Raw genomic sequence first — 19,042 nt, 5'->3', positions numbered from 1 at the left:
GTGCCGATAATTTTCGCAATTCGAAGGGTGTGCTTTATGAGTATGACGACGGGAGCGGCGGTCAAGAAATATCTGCTAGGCGGACTCTTATTTTCGCTATTGTTGGCCTGCTCGGCGGGGAGTGCCGTCGCGCAGGAACCGGCGAGCGGCGAGAACGCGAAGGCGTATTATAATAAGGGCGTCGAGGCGTTCTTTAATAAAAATTATTCCCTGGCGATCACCTATTTTCAGCGCGCGAACGCGCTCGATCCCGACCCGGTCGTCCTCTATAATATTTCCCTTGCGCAATCGCGCCTGGGCAATGCTCCGGAGGCGTTGAGCGCGAGCCTGAAGGCCGACGCGATGGGCGGGCTTCCCGACGATACTTCCCTCAAAAATAGAGCGCGCATTCGCGCGTATCAGCGTGTCGTGGGCGCCCAGAAGATCGCCGGGGCCAAAGCCAAGGCGGACCAGGCTTTGGCCAAATCGGTGAAGGCGCCGCAGGCCGGCGGCGCGGGCGTGCCGCCGGGGTCGGAGGCCGGCATGGGCGCGCTGGGCTGGGCGGGCGTGGGCGCCGCGAGCGTGGGCGCTGCGGCGCTGGTTGGCACCGGGGTGCTCAACTTTATGCTCAGCGAAGACCTCGATAATTACGAGAAGGCGCGCACCGCCGGAGAGTATGAGCGGGCGCTCGACTTGCAGAATACGATTGAGAGCCGCCAATCTCTTGGCCAAATTATGCTCTATTCAGGCGCCGGGCTGGTCGCCTTGGGCGGGGCGTTGTGGGCGGTGGATTATTTCGGAAGCGCTGAAGTTCAGGAGTCCGCCGACGCGTCCTTGAAGCCTGCGCTCAGCGGATCGGTGGGCCCGGATGGAGCGCGCGTTGGGGCGCTGTGGCGTTTTTGACATTGCCCAAATTAAGCCAGGCTTAACCTTTCCGGGCGAACTGCTTCTAAAGAATTACGGGAGTCGCAATGAGTCGCGCTCGAACTATATTTACCGTGCGACGCTCAGCGGCGACGCTCCTTGCGTTATTCTTGCTCGCGGGGGCCGCGTCCTGTTCGCTCTATGAGGACTTCGAGCCGCTGGGGGGCACTCCGGAAGCGGATGGCGACGCGGATTCGCCGCAGGGAGACGTCATTGAGGGCGACGTCGATACGGTCAACGATACCGACGCGGGCAGTGACGCCGACGCGCTCAGCCACGACGTAGACGCGAGCGCGCCAGCGCAGGCCGCCAGCGTCGATTTGGCGCCCGCTGAGGTCTTGCTCTTCCCGGGCGAGCAGACCCAAATTGCCGCGACGGTGCGCGACGGGGCCGGAAATATTCGCGATGATTTTAGCCTGGACTGGTCGACCTCGGATGAAACCGTCGCCACGGTGGACGCCGCCGGGCGGGTGACGGCGGTCGGGCTTGGCGACGCCCAGCTTCGGGCGAGCGTCGGTGATGTCAGCGCGACCCTGCAGGTGGAGGTGGTGCGCTGGGAGCAGATCAGCGCCCGCTATTATTATAGCTGCGGGGTCCTCTCCAATCATGATGCCTATTGCTGGGGGCGAAATAACGTCTACGGGGTTCTGGGCAACGGGGCCTTGGACTCCGGGGTCGATGATGATCATCCCAATAGCGACGCCAATGTTAATCGCCCCACGCGAATCAGCGGGAACCTCGCCTTTTCGTCAGTTTCGGCGAGCAATTACCACGCCTGTGGCCTGACCGTGGCGGGCAAAGCGTATTGTTGGGGGGTGAACGCAGCGGGCCACCTGGGAAATGGCGGCAGTGAGTTTAGCCCCGTCCCGGTGCCCGTAGCGGGTGTGCATATTTTCGTTGAGATTCAGTTGGGGACCAACCATGCGTGCGGCCTCGACGCCGAAAACGATTTGCATTGTTGGGGCTATAACGGGGAGGGGCAGCTCGGGCTCGACACCGGGGGCGCCAACTATTCATCGGTGCCGCGCATGCTGAGCGGGCACAAATTTGTCGAGTTTTCGCTGGGCTCGGTGCACACCTGCGCCATCGACACATCCGGGGTGACCTATTGCTGGGGCGGAAATAGCTACGGGCAACTTGGGGTCGGTGATGTCGTCAAATATGTCGATCCAACGCCCGTCGACACCACTGAAGAGTTCGTGAAGATCGCTGCCGGTATGACTTATACCTGCGGGATGACCGCGGCCGGTGAGATTTATTGCTGGGGCGACAATTATTATGGGCAATTGGGCGATGGAACCACCACCGTGCGTCATGCCCCGGTGCGGGCATCCCCCGGGCATACCTACAAGAACCTCTATGTCGGCCCCGTATCGGTGTGCGCAGGAGAGGCCGATGATCGTGTGTATTGCTGGGGCTTTGGGGGGCAGGGGAATCTCGGCAACGGCGCGCCCGCAGAGACCGTGCTGCAGCGACTTCCGGTCGTTGGCGGCTATACGTGGCGGTCGATGTCGCTGGGGATTCAACATACCTGCGGGTTGGCCCACGGAGACGACAGGGCGTTTTGCTGGGGCGACAATGACAACGGTGAGATCGGCAACGGGATGAATCAGGAGTTCGTGCTGCTCCCGACGGCCGTTGAGAGCCCCTAAATACGGCGTTCTCCGAGCACATGGGCCTGGGCGTATCGACCTCAGCTTATGCGTCAACGTGCTTGAACCGTATTTGGTCGTGTCTTATAGTGAGGAGTGGGCGCACGTCCGAGTTAGCAAGTCGAGTTTCTGCCAGGAAAAAAGGATCTTCAATGAGGCGCCTCCCCTTCTCCTTCACTATTATCTTTGTTTGCATCGCACTCATGGGCGGGTCTTCTTGCGCGCTCTACGAGGATTTTGAGCCGCTCGGGGCCAAGCCCGATGACGCTGATATTCGTAGCGATGCGGATGTGGCGGACGCGGCGGGCGAGGACGCCGATGCCGGTGCAGATGCCGAATTGGATGTCGACGCGCAGCCCGATGCTGACGCTGACACCGACGCCCAATCCGACGCGGACGCGGGTGAAGAGCCACTCTTCGAAATCGTGGTCTCCGATGCGTCTTTGATGCTCGAAGTGCTTCAAACACATCAGTTATCTGCGGTGCTCAACGACGCCGATGGCCAGGCGGTCAGCGGCGCAGAGTTCGTCTGGCGAAGCGACGATGAAACCATCGCGACCGTGGACGCGACCGGCCTGGTTGAGGCGGTCGCGCTCGGTCGGACCGCCATCGAGGTCAGCGCCGAAGGTGTGAGCGCGACGGTGGATGTCGTCGTTTCGATGCCGGTGGAGCGCGTCGAGATTGACCCGTCTTCGCTGGCCCTCGACGTCACTCAGGGCGCACAGCTGAGCGCCACGGTCTACGGGGCCAATGATTTTGTGTTGGTCGATAGCGAGGTCGTCTGGTCGACCTCGGCCCCCACTATCGTGTCGGTAGACGACACCGGGCGTGTCGAGGGGCTGCGCGAAGGCAGCGCGACGGTGCGCGCGGTCAGCGGAGGCAAGCAGGCCGACGTGTCGGTCGAGGTCAGCGCGCCGGTGACGACGCTCCAGCTCTCGCCGCGCCCCGCTTCGGTGGGGGTTTCGGAGAACCTGCAATTAAGCGCGACCTTGCGCGACGCGGCGGGCAATGAACTCAGCGGGCGCGCGATCTCCTGGTCGAGCGCGGACCAGAGCATCGCCACGGTCGACGCCGACGGCCTCGTATTCGGCGTCGTCGGCGGCACCGTCCGGATAACAGCGAGCAGTGAGGGCGTCAGTGACTCGATCGACGTCCTGGTGGCCAATCCCGTGGCGACCGTGCTGGTGTCGCCGGACCCGGCGTCGGTGGAAGTGCTCGGCACGGTCCAATTAAGCGCGATTGTGCGCGACGCCGGGGGCAACGAACTCAGCGGCCGCGTGGTGACCTGGCGCTCGCTGGACTCCTCCATCGCGTCGGTGGACTCCTTCGGCGTGGTCACCGGGCGAGAGGGCGGGATCGTGCAGATCACGGCCACCGTCGAGGGCGTCACCGCGAGCGCGCAGGTCACGGTCGAGAACGTGGTCATCTCGGTGGATATCACGCCGGACACCCCGACCCTCGAGGTCACCGACACTATGCAGTTGACGGCGCTGGCCAAGAATATCCGCGGCAACGTGATCCCCAACCGCACGGCCACCTGGACCTCGTCGGATCCCACCGTCGCTCAGGTCAGTAGCAGCGGCGTGATCAGCGCGATGAAGGGCGGCACGGCGACCATCACCGCCCAGATCGACAATATCACTGGCACCGCCGAGGTCACGGTCGACGCCCCGGTCCATAGCGTCCAGGTGACGCCGTCGAGCGCAAGCATTGAGGTGACCCAAACGCTCGACCTGAGCGCTACGCTGAAGGATAAAGGCGGCAACACGATCTCCAGCGGCAGCCCAATTGTGTGGAGCAGCGAGAATAACTCGATCGCGACGGTCTCGGCCAGCGGTCGGGTGACCGCGGTCTCCAAGGGCGTCGTCAATATCGTGGCGAGCGTCGGCGGGATCCAGGGTTCGGCCGCGATTACGGTGGTGACGCTGCCGCGTTCCATCACGGTTTCGCCGAGCACGGTGGTCTTTAATATTGGCGACTCCCGCGAACTTATCGCCGACGTGCGCGACGCGAATAATCAGCCGATAACCAACGTCACCGTGCAGTGGTCGACCAACGCGGGGGCGACCGTGAATGTGACGTCGAGCGCACCGTTGACCGCCGATCTCACCGCGCTTCGAAGCGGGAACGCGATCGTGGTCGCGGTGGTGAATAGTGGCGGTGGCGCAACCATTCAGACCACGGTCTCGGTGACCTCCAAGGCGGTGGTCGAGTCGGTGAGCGTCAACCCGGATTATGTGTCGCTATTCCCCGGCGACCAGGCCCAGCTTGAGGCAAAGGCCTACGACTTTAATAGCGAAATCATCAGCGGCGCCGCGATTAGCTGGTCTTCGTCGGATCCGCAGGTCGCTACGGTGAGCGCCGCTGGCCTGGTCTCGGCCGTGGCGGTTGGTCGCTCGGAGATTATCGCGACCAGCAACGGCAAGGTCGACTCCACGATCGTCGACGTGGTGAAGTGGACGGACATCAGCGCCGGCCAGCACTATTCCTGCGGCGTGGTCAGCAATGGCGATGCCTATTGCTGGGGGCAAAACACGACCGATGGGGTGCTCGGCAATGGCACCAAGGATTCCGGGCCGGATGAGAATAATCTGGTCGGTGACGCGAACGCCGTCACGCCGGTGCGCGTCAGCGGGCCGCGCGGGCGCTTTAAGTCCATTTCGACCGGTTCGTTTCATACCTGCGGGTTGAGCGAGACGGGCAAGGCCTATTGTTGGGGGGCGAACGGCGCGGGTCATTTGGGAACCGGCGGTGGTTCCGGCAGCCCCACGCCGCTCCCGGTCAACGGGGCGTATGAGTTCACCGCGATCCGTTTGGGCGCCAATCATACCTGCGCGCTCGACACCGAGAATAACCTGTATTGTTGGGGCTATAACGGCGACGGCCAACTCGGGCAGGGGGCCGGCTCAGCGAGTTCGTATTCCGCCCCGCGGCGCATCTCCGGGCATCAGTTTACCGACTTCGCCGTCGGCAGCCTGCATACCTGCGCGATCGCCGTGACCGGGTCGACCTATTGTTGGGGAAAAGGCAACCTCGGGCAGGTTGGGGACGGGAATACGACCGGCAGCCAGTCGCCGGTGCTGGTCGAGACGGCCGAGGAATTCGTGGCCCTGTCGGCGGGCAATAATTTCACCTGTGGGATCAACGCCAGCGGCGAGGTCTATTGCTGGGGCGATAATCACCGCGCGATGTTGGGCGACGCAACCACGACCAACCGCCTAAGCCCGGTTCGCGCCGACCCCGGCTATACCTATACGACCGTCTTCGCCGGCGGAGTCGCGGCCTGCGGGCGCGACACCAATGAGGACGTCTATTGCTGGGGCTTCAATGGCCAGGGGAACCTGGGCAATGGCACCGTAAATGGCAGCGAGCCCTCGCGCGTGCTCGTCTCGGGCGGCTATAAGTGGATGGATTTCTCCCTCGGGCTCCAACATACCTGTGGGCTGACCGCCGCGGGTGACCCGGCTTACTGCTGGGGCGACAACGACTTCGGCCAGGTCGGCGATGGCGCTCCCCAGGAATATCTCTCCATCCCCAAGGCCGTCACAAACCCGTAGCCCCGCCTCCCCTCCGCGCGCAGCGCTTTTGGGGCGATGCGCCCCCCAAAAATTTGCATTGGGCTCCAGGCAGAGCCACACTCAAGGGTCGCTCGATAAATCACAACACCCGGCGACCCTTAGTGTTGTGCTCTGGGTGGTTCATTTATATAATTTTCGAATTGAACCGAACGCCATATGGACGTGGGTTGCTTGGGGAATGTCAGGCCCCAGCCTTTTAGGCATATCCGCGCGACCACCCTGTCAACCGCGGCACTCGCCGTCGATTCGCTGGATTAGAAGGAGCCCCAATGAAGCGCGATCTATTATTGTACAGCCTGCGCTTGCCGCTCGCGATTTTCGTTGTCTGTGTCGGACTTTTGGGCGCGTCGGCCTGCGCGATTTACGAGGACGTTGAGCCGCTTGAGGAAGCGACGACGAAGGACGACGACGCGGGCTCGGAGGATACCACCGCCGAGAAGGGCGATCCGGACGCGAGCGATGCTGCGGACGCCGCGCTCCCGATACCTGTGGCGAGGGTCGCCTTGGAGCCCGCGCTCGTTGACCTGGGCGTGGGGGCGACGCGTCAGTTGTCGGTCACGCTCTATGGGGAGGGCGACGAGGTCTTGAGTGGGCGCGAGGTGAGCTGGTTGAGCTCAAAGCCCGAGGTTGCGTCGGTGGATTCCTCGGGGTTGGTCGAAGGGCTCCAGTTGGGCGAGGCCACGATTATCGCGGCCAGCGGTGGTCACCAGGCCGAGGCGCAGGTGACGGTCAGCGTTGCGGTTCAGACGGTCGTGGTGTCCCCCGAGGTCGCGGTCATCGACGTGCTCGACACGGTGCAGCTGAGCGCAGTTCTGCGCGACGCGTCGGGCAACGAACTCAGTGGCCGGCAGGTCGACTGGCGCTCTGAGGACGCCGCGATCGCAAGCGTCGACGCCCAGGGGCTGGTGACCGGCGAGGGCGGCGGGGTTGTCGGCATCATCGCCGGCGTGGACGGCGTCGAGGCCCGCGCTCAGGTCACCGTCGAGAATGTCCTCACCGAGGTCGCGCTCTCGCCGGAGGTCTCGAGCATCGAGGTGGCCGAGACGTTGCAGTTGAGCGCGATACCCAAAAATATTCGTGGGGATGTTATGCCCGCTGGCCCAGTCACCTGGGCCAGCTCGGACCCCACGGTCTTGTCGGTCTCTGGCGACGGCCTCCTCACCGCCCACCGCGGCGGGCTGGCGCGCATCAGCGCGACGATTGACGCGGTCACCGGGTCGGTGGAGTTCAGCGTAAATGACCCGGTGCGCGAGGTGGAGGTCACCCCGAGCAGCCAGGAGTTAGAGGTGACGAGCACCCTGCAGTTCAGCGCTGAGCTGCGAGACGGGGCTGGCAATATCCTGACGCGCTCGGTGCAAACGACCTGGGAGAGTGACAGCCCCGGGGTGGCCACCGTCGACGGTGGCGGCCGGGTCGTCACCCAGGCCGCAGGGCGGGCGCGAATCTCGGCGACGGCCGAAGGGGTGGAGGGAGCGGCGGTGCTGACGGTCGTGTCGCGGCCGCGCTCCCTAAGTGTGTCGCCCGGCTTCCTTAAATTTCACGTGGGCGAATCCAGGGAGTTATTGGCGGAGGCATTGGACCTTGCGGGGCGGCCGGTCAGTGGGCTGGAGGTCGCCTGGTCGAGCCCGAACCCCGACGCCGTAAGGATCGGCGAGTCCTCCGGGATGAGCGCGCGGGTGGACGCGATATCGGCCGGATCCGTGACGTTGACCGCGTCCGTGGACGGCGGGCGGGTCATGGCGGGGGTCCCGGTGATCTCACTGCCGGCGGTCGCCAGCGTGAGGACCGTTCCAGATAGGGTGCTGCTTTTAGTCGGCGACAGCGCGCAACTCGAGGCGTTGGCCCACGACCAAAATGACGCCGTCATCAACGGGGCTGACGTCGCATGGAGCTCCGAAATGCCATCCATCGCCACGGTCGATGCCAATGGGTTGGTCACGGCGCAAGCGCTGGGCACCGCCCAGATTGTTGCCACCGTCAATGGCAAAAAGGGGCGCGCCACGGTCGAGGTTGTCCAGTGGCAGCAACTCAGCGCGGGCAATTTTTACTCCTGCGGCGTTCTCTCCAATGGCGACGCCTATTGCTGGGGCCGAAATACCACCAATGGCGTGCTCGGCACCGGTAACGTTGACTCCGGGCCCGATAACCAGCGGTTGGTAGGCGACCAGAGTGCCAAGGAGCCGGTCCCGGTGGTTGGAGGGGTTCAATTTAAGACCATCGCGGCCGGCTATTTTCATACATGTGGGCTTACCGACGTTGGCAAAGCCTATTGTTGGGGGGCCGGAGATCTGGGGCAGTTGGGGCAGGGGGCATATAGCGACAGCGCGGCGCCCGTCGCTGTAGCCACCACGCTTCGTTTCGAGGAAATACAGATCGGCGAGCACCATACCTGTGCGATTGACACCGGGTCTAAGCTCTATTGTTGGGGCGGCAATGACGTCGGCCAGATTGGGGTCGGTGCGGGGGGATTGGAGAACTACAACCTGCCTCAGTTCATTATCGACGATGTTCAGGCCATCGCCATCGGGGCCAATCATTCCTGCGGTCTTCATAGCATCGGGGATGTCTATTGCTCGGGCGCCGGGGAGTTCGGGCAATTAGGGGATGGCAGCAATACCTCGAGCGTGGTCCCCGTCCGCGTCTCGACCCCTGAGACTTTTCAAAAAATTGCGGCAGGTCGAAATCATACCTGTGGGCTCAACGAGCGTAAGGAGCTCTATTGCTGGGGGCACAATCAATCCTCGCAATTGGGGGATGGCGGATTCGTCAATCGCTCAACGCCCGTCCTCGCGGACGCCCCGTACCGATATTCCGAGTTCTACCTCGGGGGCGACTCGACCTGCGCGAAGGATGGCTTCGACAAGGTTCATTGTTGGGGGGGCAATAGATTTGGAGACCTGGGGAATGGCGCGGCCAACCTGGTCGAGCCGTCCCGAACGCTGGTCTCCGGCGATTTTGCCTGGCTCGATCTCTCATTGGGCGTCCATCATAGCTGCGGCCAGGCGAGGAATTCCACGGCGGCGCTATGTTGGGGAGACAACCGCTTCGGGAGCGTTGGCAATGACGGGGAAATGGAGGTCTATGTTAAGCCCGAGCCTGTCTCGAACCCCTGATTATCATCGCCTGGTGAATGCGCTCAAACGGGGTTGTGGAGCGCTATTTGATGCGATAACCTGATTTATTATAAGTGCTTAGTGAGTTGAAGGCGTTGGGGTTAGGTGCGGCCAGGGCCCAGGCGATGTGGCGGTTTGAGGGGATGGGTTTGGATGCCCGAGACCGCGGCTTACCTTGAGCACGTCGATATTCAATAGATGCGAGCCAGAAGGAGACGGTGTGAGGAGTCGTTGGAGTTCGTCCAAGATACGCTGGGATCGCGTTATTTCGCTCGTGCTATTTTCCCTGGTGGGAGCCTCGTCTTGCTCACTTTACCAAGAAATCGAGGCGCCCGTATCGTCGCGCGACTCTGTCGACGCCGTGGGCGATACCGGCGCAGGCCCGGACGCAGGCGACGCCGTCGATATCGAGGCGGACACCGAGCCCGATGCCTCCGCGCCAGCCCTCACCGCGCAGCCGGCGTCCGTCGCGTTTGTCGTCGGCGAAACAGCCCAACTAACGGCCACGATCACCGCGGGTCTGGGCGAAGAGTTCAGCGCGCAGGAGCTGCGCTGGAGCAGCGCCGACACCGAAGTCGCCACGATTGACTCAGCGACGCCTGGCTCCGTCGAACTCTTCGCGGTGGGCGTCGGCACGACCACCGTGAGCGCATCGATCGATGATGGCCACGGCGGTCAGCTTAGCGTCGAGGTGCCGGTGTCCGTGAGCGCGCTGCTGGAGCTGTCGATCGGGCCGGGCGCCGTCTTCGTGGGCGATGAGCGCCAGGCCGTCGTCACCGCGACCGACGCACACGGCAACCCGGTTGGCGACGTCGAAGTCTCCTGGGCGGTCGAGGACGCCGCGGTCCTAAGCGTCGATGGTAGCGGGATGATCACCGCGCTCGACCTCGGCGCCACCGACCTCATCGCGACCGTTGGAGGCCAGAGCAGCCGCATCAGCGTCGAGGTCGTGGAGTGGAAGCAGATCGAAGCGGGGCGCTATTTCTCCTGCGGCCTTCTCAGCAATGGCGACGCGTATTGCTGGGGGCAAAATGGCACCGACGGTATGCTCGGGCATGGAACGGTCGATTCGGGAGACGGCAACGAACTGGCCCACGACACCGACGCCTACGTGCCCACCCCGGTGCTCGGCGGGATCAAATTTGAGTCGATCTCGCTGGGTCACTTTCATAGCTGCGGGTTGACCGCGCAGGGCCAGGCCTATTGCTGGGGCGCAGGCTATTATGGGCAGTTGGGAAACGCGGATTATGAGATCATTGCGCGGCCGGTTGCGGTCAGCGGGGCGTATAATTTTGTTGAGATTGAGGCCAGCCGAGAGTTTAGCTGTGCGCTAGAGGAATCCCACGACCTCTATTGTTGGGGGTATAATGCATCGGGTGAGCTCGGGCAGGGGGATTTCTCGAACTACGCGGTGCCTAAGCGTGTGCTTGGGCATAAATTTGTCGGGATGACCCTGGGCGGATACCATGCATGCGCGATCAGTGAGGCGGGGCCGACATTTTGTTGGGGATCCGGTACCCAGGGGCAATTGGGCGATGGCGGAGATGTCGATAGCCCGCTGCCGGTTCAAGTCGACACGAGCGAGCAGTTTGTGATGCTCGCCGGAGGCTACGACCATACCTGCGGGCTCAACACCGCCGGCGAGGTTTTTTGCTGGGGGCACAACGATATGATGCAGCTTGGCGACGCGACGACCCTGGACCGAAGCAGGCCGGTGCGCGCCGACCCCGCGCACACCTATGTGAGCATCGCGGCGGGCGCCGCGAATACCTGCGGGCTCGACGCCGATGACGATGTCTATTGTTGGGGGCATAATAGCTACGGAAACCTCGGAAACGGCGGGCGTACTCCGCGCGAGGAGTCCCGAGTGCTGGTGACCGGCGGGGAGCGGTGGCGCAGCATCTCACTGGGGGCAAGGCATTCGTGCGCGCTGCCGCTCAACGCGAATCGGGCGTATTGTTGGGGCTTAAATTACGGTGGTCCGCTCGGGAACGGCGAAAACGAAGACCAGCATTGGACCCCGCAACCGGTCGTAAACCCCTGAGGCGAGCCGCGCACCAGCGACTCCGATGCCGCCAGGTCTCGGCGTGCAACTCGCCCGACACTGATATTTGCGAGGCAGCGTTGTCGCGCGCCCGCCAAGCACGTATGCTTCTGCCATCCAAATGATTGCCGATGAACCGGCAATAAGAACGCACGTCCCGGTCAATTCTGCGCGCCCATGAGGTGACGCAGGGTGTTCGGGGCGAAAATAGTATCTATTTGTATAAGGATTATTGATGGGCGCAGCAGGAAAAAAGCGCGAGACCTGGAGCGGTTCCTTTGGCTTCATTCTGGCCGCGGTCGGCTCGGCCGTGGGGCTGGGGAATGTGTGGAAATTCCCATATATCACCGGCGAGCACGGGGGCGGGGCGTTCGTGTTGGTGTACCTGGTGTGCATCGCCCTGGTGGGCTTGCCGCTGCTCTTCGCCGAGATGACGCTGGGCCGGCTGAGCAAAAAGGAGCCGGTGGGCGCGTTTAGCTCGCTGGCCAGCGCCGCGCGAGGCGGCAAATGGTGGGGTTTCTTCGGCTGGATGAGCATCGTCACCGCCGTCTTGCTGCTGAGCTTTTATAGCGTCGTGGGCGGCTGGACCCTGGGGTACCTGGTCAAGGCGGTCAGCGGCGCATTTAGCCCGGAGAGCGCGGCGAACTCGGGCGAGGCGTTTGGTGAATTTATCGCCGACCCCTACCAGACGCTGGCCTTCCACACGATCTTTATGGGGGCGTGTATCGGGGTGGTCATCGGCGGGGTCTCCGGCGGCATTGAGCGCGCCGCCAAGGTTTTGATGCCGATCTTTGCGGTGCTGCTGCTCACGCTGCTGGGGTATTCGCTGACCACCGACGGCGCGGGTCAGGCCCTGAACTTTATGTTCTACCCGGACTTCTCCAAGCTCAGCGCGGGCGCGATCTTGGAGGCGGTGGGCCACTCGTTCTTCACGCTGAGCCTGGGCATGGGCGTGATGATCGTCTACGGCAGCTACCTCAAAAAAGAGAGCAGCATCTTCAAGTCCGGCATGATGATCGCCCTGCTGGACACCGCCATCGCGCTCATCGCCGGCGTGACCATCTTCGGCATCGTCTTTAGCGCCGGCCAGGAGCCCGGCACCGGGCCGGGCCTGGTCTTCGTGACCCTGCCGTCGCTCTTCGCGAGCCTGCCGATGGGAAGCCTCTGGGCGGCTCTCTTTTTCCTCTTGCTCGGCTTCGCCGCGCTGACCTCGGGCATCTCCATCCTCGAGGTCGCCGTGGCGTATTTTGTCGACGAGCGCGGCATCGACCGCAAAAAAGCGACGCTTTTTTTCGGCGGGACGATCTTTGCCATCGGTTTGCTCAGCGTGATGTCCACCAATATCCTGGCGGATTTCAAGATACCCGTGCCCGGCAAGGGGCCGCTGACCATCTTCGACACCCTCGACTATTTTATCAGTAACTGGGCGCTGGTGCTCAACGGGCTGGGCGTGGCGATCTACGCTGGCTGGGCGGTGGACGCAAAGCAGCTGTGGGGCGAGCTCAAGGACGACGGCCTCGGCCGCACCGGCTTCGCGGTGTGGATCTTTTTGATGCGTTTTGTGGCGCCGGTCGCCATCATCTTGATCCTCTTGCACACCCTGGAGTGGATTTAACGGGCGATGATGGGGCGCGGTTCGGGTATCGGGCGCGTGTCGTCGCAATGATGGCGCGTGGTTCGGTTCCGTGGCGCGCGGCGTCGCGATGATGGAGCCTGGTTCGGGTCCGTGGCGTCTCCCCGGGGGCTCCTAGCGGCGCGAGAGCTCGTGGAGTTGGATTATTTTGTGGCGTCCGGGGGCTTCTTTTCTCTCGAGGGCTCACCCCCGACTACAAAGCCGGACTCCGCTTCGCTTCGTCCGTGGGTGAGGCGTCGTGTGGTCGGTGTTTTGTTCCATGTATTCACCTCCGTTGACCGAACGCCTCTCCACCATGCGTAGCATGGGCCTTGTAGCCGCGCGGTGACCGGAGCGAAGCGTAGGGAGCCCGCGGCGGGGCGGGCTAAATTGTGTTTAAATCAAAGGTATCAAATGATGCGTACACGTTATTTTTCCTGTTTTATTTCATCGTTTGGCTTGCTTTTGATCCTCCTGGGGGCTTGCTCCTCCGATACTCGTGAAAATATATCGGCACCTGATGCGACTGCTCACGACATAGGTTTCGACTCAAACGAGAGCACAGCCGACACCGATGACGCGACGCGTGTTGCTCAGCTAATTCTCTCGCCAGATCCAGTGGAGGCGGTCGAGACCCAATCCGTCCAGGTGGGATTTCGGGCCTATAATCCGGAGGGTCTTCAACTCGAAAATGCGACGGTGTCGTGGCAGATCGAAGACACTCAAATTGCGACTGTGGATGCATCGGGGCTCGTCAGCGCGCGGGAGGCCGGCCAAACAACGCTGGTCGCCAGCAGTGGCGATGCGCGGGCGTCCGTCGCAGTGCAGGTGCTCCCGATCAGCTCGATCGATCGTATCGAGATCATCCCGGAACAACGCGAGGTTGGTGTGGGCCAGAGCGTAGCGCTTGGGCTTAAGGCATATCGCAGCGATGATACCGAAATTGAGAACCTGAATCTGCCGGTCGAGTGGCAAAGCGATGCCGCTGAAATTGCGACGATTGATGATGATGGAAATCTCGCCGGCATCGAACGCGGCGAGGTTGGGGTTCTGGCGCGGGTAGGTGAACTGGAGGGGCGAGCGGAGTTCCGTGTCGAGTTGAAGTTCAAGACTTTGGAATGCTTAAACGGTTGTTATCTGATCTCGACCGAAGGCAAGATCTATACAATGGATCGATATGCCGGCGAGGAAAATAATGATGGTATTTTGATGCCTGAATTTACGCAGCTCGAGGTCGATGATGAGATGCGCTTCAAATCGGTGTATGGGGGACCGGCTGGTGTTGGGAATTTCTCCTGCGCGCTATCAACCGAAAACCGGGCGTATTGTTGGGGGGATAACTATTTTGGAAGAATCGGGGTCGATTTCGACACGCACGTTCTTGAAAGTCCAACGATGGTCGACGCCGAGCTGCGTTTTAAGGCGCTCAGAGTAGGGACCTACTCAACCTGTGGGCTTACGCTAGAGGGCGCGCTCTATTGTTGGGGCGATCTGTTGATCAGCGGTAATTGGATACGTCGCGGCCTCGACCTCTACGAAACGCACTCATACGAACCGGTGCTGATGGAGGAGGGCCCCTTTAGTGAACTCCTAATGACCGGCGCGTCCCTGTGTGTGCAAGAGCACAAAACGCAGATCTGGCGGTGCATGGGGGCGGGTGAGGCCGGTCAACTAGGCAATGGCGAGCGGGTTGATCAAGATAACCTCGTGGAGATTAGCGCCCCAGGCGCGTTTATCGCGCTGGCGTCTCTCTATGATGTGGGTGGTGGTACGACGCTGTGTAGCGTTGACGCCCAGGAGCAGCAGGTTTGGTGCTGGGGACAAAATTATGCCGGGCAGCGTGGGCAGCCGATCGAGTCGCCCCCAACGAATCACGACACCCCTCAACGAACGGCGTGGGAAGTCCCCATGGTAGATATCTATAAGAATGGGCATGGTTTTTGCGGCGCAACGCCCGAGCGCGAGATTCGATGCTGGGGGGATAATTCAGGTTGTGGACTTGGCCAGCAGGCGCCAGAGCGGGGAATTGCGGACCATCGTTATGATATTCAACCAGCGATCGTAGGTGTGCCCGAGGATTGGGTGACCCTGTCTGATGCCTGCGTTCTAACCGAGGGTGGCGATGTCTGGTGCTGGGGAGCGAAACGAATGACGGGCGACCCGCTGTGGCCCACTCGGTGCGAGCCGACGGCCCGGCGCATGCTTACGTTTTAGACGCCTCTCCCTCCCCGGGGGCTCCTAGCCGCGCGGTGACCGGAGCGAAGCGTAGGGAGCCCGCGGGACGCGACGTGACCCAACCCATGCACGCCCAAAACGCGACCACGACCCCACCCAACCCCACCCATGAACGCCAAAAACGCGACCTGGGCCCCACCCTCCCGCGTTGTCCTCCCATTCATCGGTGAGCATCTTTGAACAAGGGCTGCGAAAGCGTGCTATTTCATCGCCGCAGGGATTGCACTAGGATAGACGTTGAGAGCGTCGCGGATAAACTTGCAGATGCGAAAGCAGGGTGGTGCATATGATTCTTTTCGTCTCGGTAGCGATATTTATAGTGTGGATGGTCTTGATCGGGCTGATGATGCGCCAGGTCTTGAGTCACCCCAATTGCCCGGAGTGCGGCGGTGACCGCATCCGCCCGGTCGATATGCGCACCGCCACGCTGGTGGTGGACGGCGAAAAGGTCCCGGCGGCCTGGATGTACCGGCAATGCCAGGGGTGTCAGGCGCGGCTCAAATGGGATATCGGCCAGGATAAGTGGGTCGAGTTGGAGCCCGGCGAGTGGGAAGAGGTCATCCGCAACGCCGAGGAGATTCCCTCCTGAGTGCGTCTTTTTGTCCGCCATATACCTGGGGAGATCTCGCTGACTATTTGACCTCGGCTGGCGCATCGGGTTATGTAGGCGCGCGGCCGAGTTCGCGCTGAATTAGGCATAAAAAATCCACTCGAATCGTTGTGTTCGGGAGCCCCAGCAGTCGAGCCGGCGCCGATGTCGGGCTGCATACAGCCGCATCTCGCAAAAAAAAGAGCATCCATAAGATATAAGTCTCAATAAATATAAGCCTCGACGGGGAAATAAGCGTGCCTCGCGCGTATTCTCAGGTTCCAGGCAACCCCCATCGCGCATCCTTTAGGGAGCGTATTTAGTGACGGACAACTTCAAGCATGGCCAAACGCAAGATTGACCAGAGCAAAATTCGTAATTTCTCGATTATCGCACATATCGACCACGGCAAATCGACCCTGGCCGATCGCATCCTCGACGAAACGCGCGCGATCGCCTCGCGCGACAAAAAAGAGCAATATCTGGACTCCATGGATCTCGAGCGCGAGCGCGGGATTACCATTAAGGCGCAGTCGGTGCGTCTGGAATACGAGGCCGACGACGGCGAGACCTACCTGCTCAACCTGATCGACACCCCGGGGCATGTCGACTTCACCTACGAGGTCTCGCGCAGCCTGCAGGCGTGTGAGGGCGCGATCCTCGTGGTCGACGCCTCTCAGGGCGTCGAGGCCCAGACCGTGGCCAACGTGTACCTGGCGTTGGACGCCGACCTGGAGATCATCCCGGTCCTCAATAAAATCGACCTGCCGGCGGCCGATATCCCACGGGTCAAAGCCGATATCGAGGACACCATCGGGCTGGACGCCACCGACGCGGTCTGCGCCAGCGCCAAGAACGGCATCGGCATCCACGAGATCCTCGAGGCGATCGTTAAGCAGGTGCCGCCGCCGGTGGGCGACGTCGACGCGCCGCTTAAGGCCCTGGTCTTCGACAGTTGGTTCGACACGTACCGCGGCGTGATCAACCTGGTGCGGGTGGTCGAGGGTGAGCTGCGAAAGGGCCAGCAGATCAAGTGGATGGCCAGCGGCGCCCGCGGTGAGATCGACGCGCTCGGCACCTACACGCCAGCCCCGGTGGCGGTCGACCGCCTTGGGCCCGGCGAGGTCGGGTTCGTGATCACGATGATCAAAGACATCGGCGACGCCAAAGTCGGCGACACCATCACCGAATATAAAAAAGAGGCCGCCGAGCCGCTGCCCGGCTTCAAAGACGTCATGCCGATGGTCTTCTGCGGGTTCTACCCGGTCGATTCCTCGGATTATACCGCGCTCAAAGACGCGCTCGAAAAGCTCACGCTCAACGACTCCAGCATCACCCACGAGCCCGAGACCAGCCAGGCGCTGGGCTTCGGGTATCGCTGCGGCTTCTTGGGCCTGCTGCATATGGAGATCATCCAGGAGCGCCTGGAGCGCGAATACGGCCTGGACCTCATCACCACCGCCCCGTCGGTCATCTACCGGGTGCACACCGAGGACGGCGAAACCTTGGAGGTTGAGAACCCCTGTGATTTGCCTGACGCGCAATATATCGACTTCATTGAGGAGCCGTATCTCAGCGCCACGATCCACGTGCCGCCGGAGCATATCGGGCCGGTGCTGAAATTGTGCGAAGAGCGCCGCGGCACCCAGGTTGACATGCGCTACGCCGGCGAGAATCGGATCATCTTGACCTACGAGATCCCGATGAACGAGGTCATGTATAATTTCTATGACCGCCTGAAATCCTGCTCGCGTGGCTATGCTAGCCTGGACTATGAGGTCATCGACTATCGCCGCGGCGACCTGGTCAAGCTCGACGTGCTGGTCAATAAAGACGTGGTCGACGCGCTCAGCGTCATCGTCCACCGCGACTTCGCGTTTGAGCGCGGAAAATCGCTGACCAAGAAGCTCAAGAAGGTCATTCACCAGCAGCTCTTCGAGATCCCGATCCAGGCCGCTATCGGCAGCCGCGTGGTCGCGCGTGAGACGATCCGCGCGTTGCGCAAGAACGTCACCGCCAAATGCTATGGCGGCGATATCAGCCGAAAGCGCAAATTGCTTGAGCGCCAGAAAGAGGGCAAAAAGCGCATGAAGATGGTCGGCAGCGTGGAGATCCCACAGGAAGCCTTCCTTGCGGTGCTGAGCATCGACGAAGAATAAAGCGCGGCTCCCGAGACGCTTCGGCGTCTGGGGAAACGCGAGCGATACGATTTTTGTGGCATCATTGCAGTAGGGTTGGACGGCGCGACGAGGCCTGAAGTGAGCACATCGGAAAATATAGATACGAACGACCTGCGCCCCGCGCGGGAGTTCGTCCGTCATAACCAGACTCGCCTGGATCGCACGCTGGGTCTGGCCGATGAGGTGCGCAATCGCGGCCAGGCGCACCTTAATGAGCTGCGCCAGCTCATCGAGTCGGTCGATATCGGCGCCGAGGATATCGCGACGCTCAACCAGCATATCGAAACCCTGACCCCCTGGTTTGACGAGCACCTCGAGGGCAAGCAAAAGAGCGTCTTCCGCGAATACGCCGAGAGCATCGGCCTGGCCGTGCTCTTCGCGCTGACGCTGCGCGCGTTCGTCATCGAAGCGTTTAAGATCCCGAGCAAGAGCATGGTCCCGACCCTGCTGGTCGGGGACCATCTTTTCGTGAATAAATTTGTCTACGGGCTGCGCGTTCCCTTCACCCAATCCTATATGGTCGAGTTTAGCGACGTGGAGCGCGGCGAGGTCGTGGTCTTCAAATTCCCCAGCAAAGAGGCGCGTGAATATCTGCTCAAGCAACCCGCGTCGCACCGCCAATGCATCGAGATGAGCACCCTGGACGAGGACCGCGACTTCATTAAACGCGTCATCGGCGTCGCCGGCGACAAGGTCGAGTTGCGCGACAACCAGATCCTCATCAACGATAAACCCGTCGAGAGCCTTGGGCTGCGAAAGGTCGCCACCGGCAATTTCCTCTACCCGCATCAGATCGTTGAGACCAAGCGTCTCAACGGGCACACCTACACCGTGCAATATTCGGGCGCCGACGAGAATTTCGGGCCGATTACGGTCAAGCCCGGCCATATCTTTACGATGGGCGACAATCGCGACAATTCCTCCGACGGGCGTTGTTGGGGGCAAGTGCCGCTGCAGAATGTAAAGGGGCGCGCGCTGTTTATTTGGTGGTCGATCGGCGAGGAGTCCTACCGATGGAACCGCATCGGGCAAATGATTCACTGAGCAGGCGTGGGTCCGCGCGCCTCGAGCATGCATGATAATCCCCGCCTCATTCGCCGCACTCCCGTCTCTCTTTTGGAAGCCTGGTATAAAAC

At 61.8% G+C, this 19,042-nt stretch carries 10 protein-coding genes; all 10 read left to right on the top strand.

The features are described from left to right. The first annotated feature begins 36 nt into the window (after positions 1-36). The 10 genes from DN745_RS14895 (at position 37) to lepB (ending at position 18,950) form a co-directional block, all read left to right on the top strand. Complete coding sequence (locus DN745_RS14895) at positions 37-882, top strand: hypothetical protein (protein ID WP_133622008.1); 846 nt, start codon at positions 37-39, stop codon at positions 880-882. A 68-nt stretch (positions 883-950) separates the two neighbouring features. After that, the gene (locus tag DN745_RS14890; protein WP_111336044.1) at positions 951-2,555 is read left to right on the top strand and encodes an RCC1 domain-containing protein; all 1,605 of its coding nucleotides are present in this window, start codon (positions 951-953) and stop codon (positions 2,553-2,555) included. A gap of 203 nt (positions 2,556-2,758) precedes the next feature. Next, positions 2,759-6,112 (top strand): Ig-like domain-containing protein, encoded by a 3,354-nt coding sequence (locus DN745_RS14885; RefSeq protein ID WP_162687699.1) that lies wholly within the window; start codon positions 2,759-2,761, stop codon positions 6,110-6,112. 290 nt (positions 6,113-6,402) lie between these two features. Then, positions 6,403-9,246 carry an Ig-like domain-containing protein gene (locus tag DN745_RS14880; RefSeq protein ID WP_111336041.1) on the top strand — a complete coding sequence of 948 codons (2,844 nt, stop codon included), beginning with the start codon at positions 6,403-6,405 and terminating at the stop codon, positions 9,244-9,246. A 220-nt stretch (positions 9,247-9,466) separates the two neighbouring features. Then, the gene (locus tag DN745_RS14875; RefSeq protein ID WP_162687698.1) at positions 9,467-11,290 is read left to right on the top strand and encodes an RCC1 domain-containing protein; all 1,824 of its coding nucleotides are present in this window, start codon (positions 9,467-9,469) and stop codon (positions 11,288-11,290) included. A 235-nt stretch (positions 11,291-11,525) separates the two neighbouring features. Then, the gene (locus DN745_RS14870; RefSeq protein WP_111336038.1) at positions 11,526-12,905 is read left to right on the top strand and encodes a sodium-dependent transporter; all 1,380 of its coding nucleotides are present in this window, start codon (positions 11,526-11,528) and stop codon (positions 12,903-12,905) included. 411 nt (positions 12,906-13,316) lie between these two features. Further along, positions 13,317-15,116, top strand: coding sequence for an Ig-like domain-containing protein (locus DN745_RS14865; protein WP_111336037.1), 1,800 nt, complete (start codon positions 13,317-13,319; stop codon positions 15,114-15,116). 340 nt (positions 15,117-15,456) lie between these two features. Continuing rightward, positions 15,457-15,726, top strand: a complete 270-nt coding sequence (locus DN745_RS14860) for a hypothetical protein (protein ID WP_133622009.1) — start codon at positions 15,457-15,459, stop codon at positions 15,724-15,726. Between the two features lie 341 nt (positions 15,727-16,067). Continuing rightward, positions 16,068-17,885: a translation elongation factor 4 gene (lepA, locus tag DN745_RS14855; RefSeq protein WP_111336034.1), complete on the top strand. Its 1,818-nt coding sequence runs from the start codon at positions 16,068-16,070 to the stop codon at positions 17,883-17,885. 99 nt (positions 17,886-17,984) lie between these two features. Further along, positions 17,985-18,950, top strand: coding sequence for a signal peptidase I (lepB, locus tag DN745_RS14850; protein WP_204355009.1), 966 nt, complete (start codon positions 17,985-17,987; stop codon positions 18,948-18,950). Positions 18,951-19,042: the final 92 nt, after the last annotated feature.

Origin of the sequence: Bradymonas sediminis (assembly GCF_003258315.1) — a bacterium.
Classification (GTDB): Bacteria; Myxococcota_A; Bradymonadia; order Bradymonadales; family Bradymonadaceae; genus Bradymonas; species Bradymonas sediminis.
The sequence above is the reverse complement of the archived record's forward strand: the minus strand, read 5'-3'. Positions and strand labels throughout refer to the sequence as shown.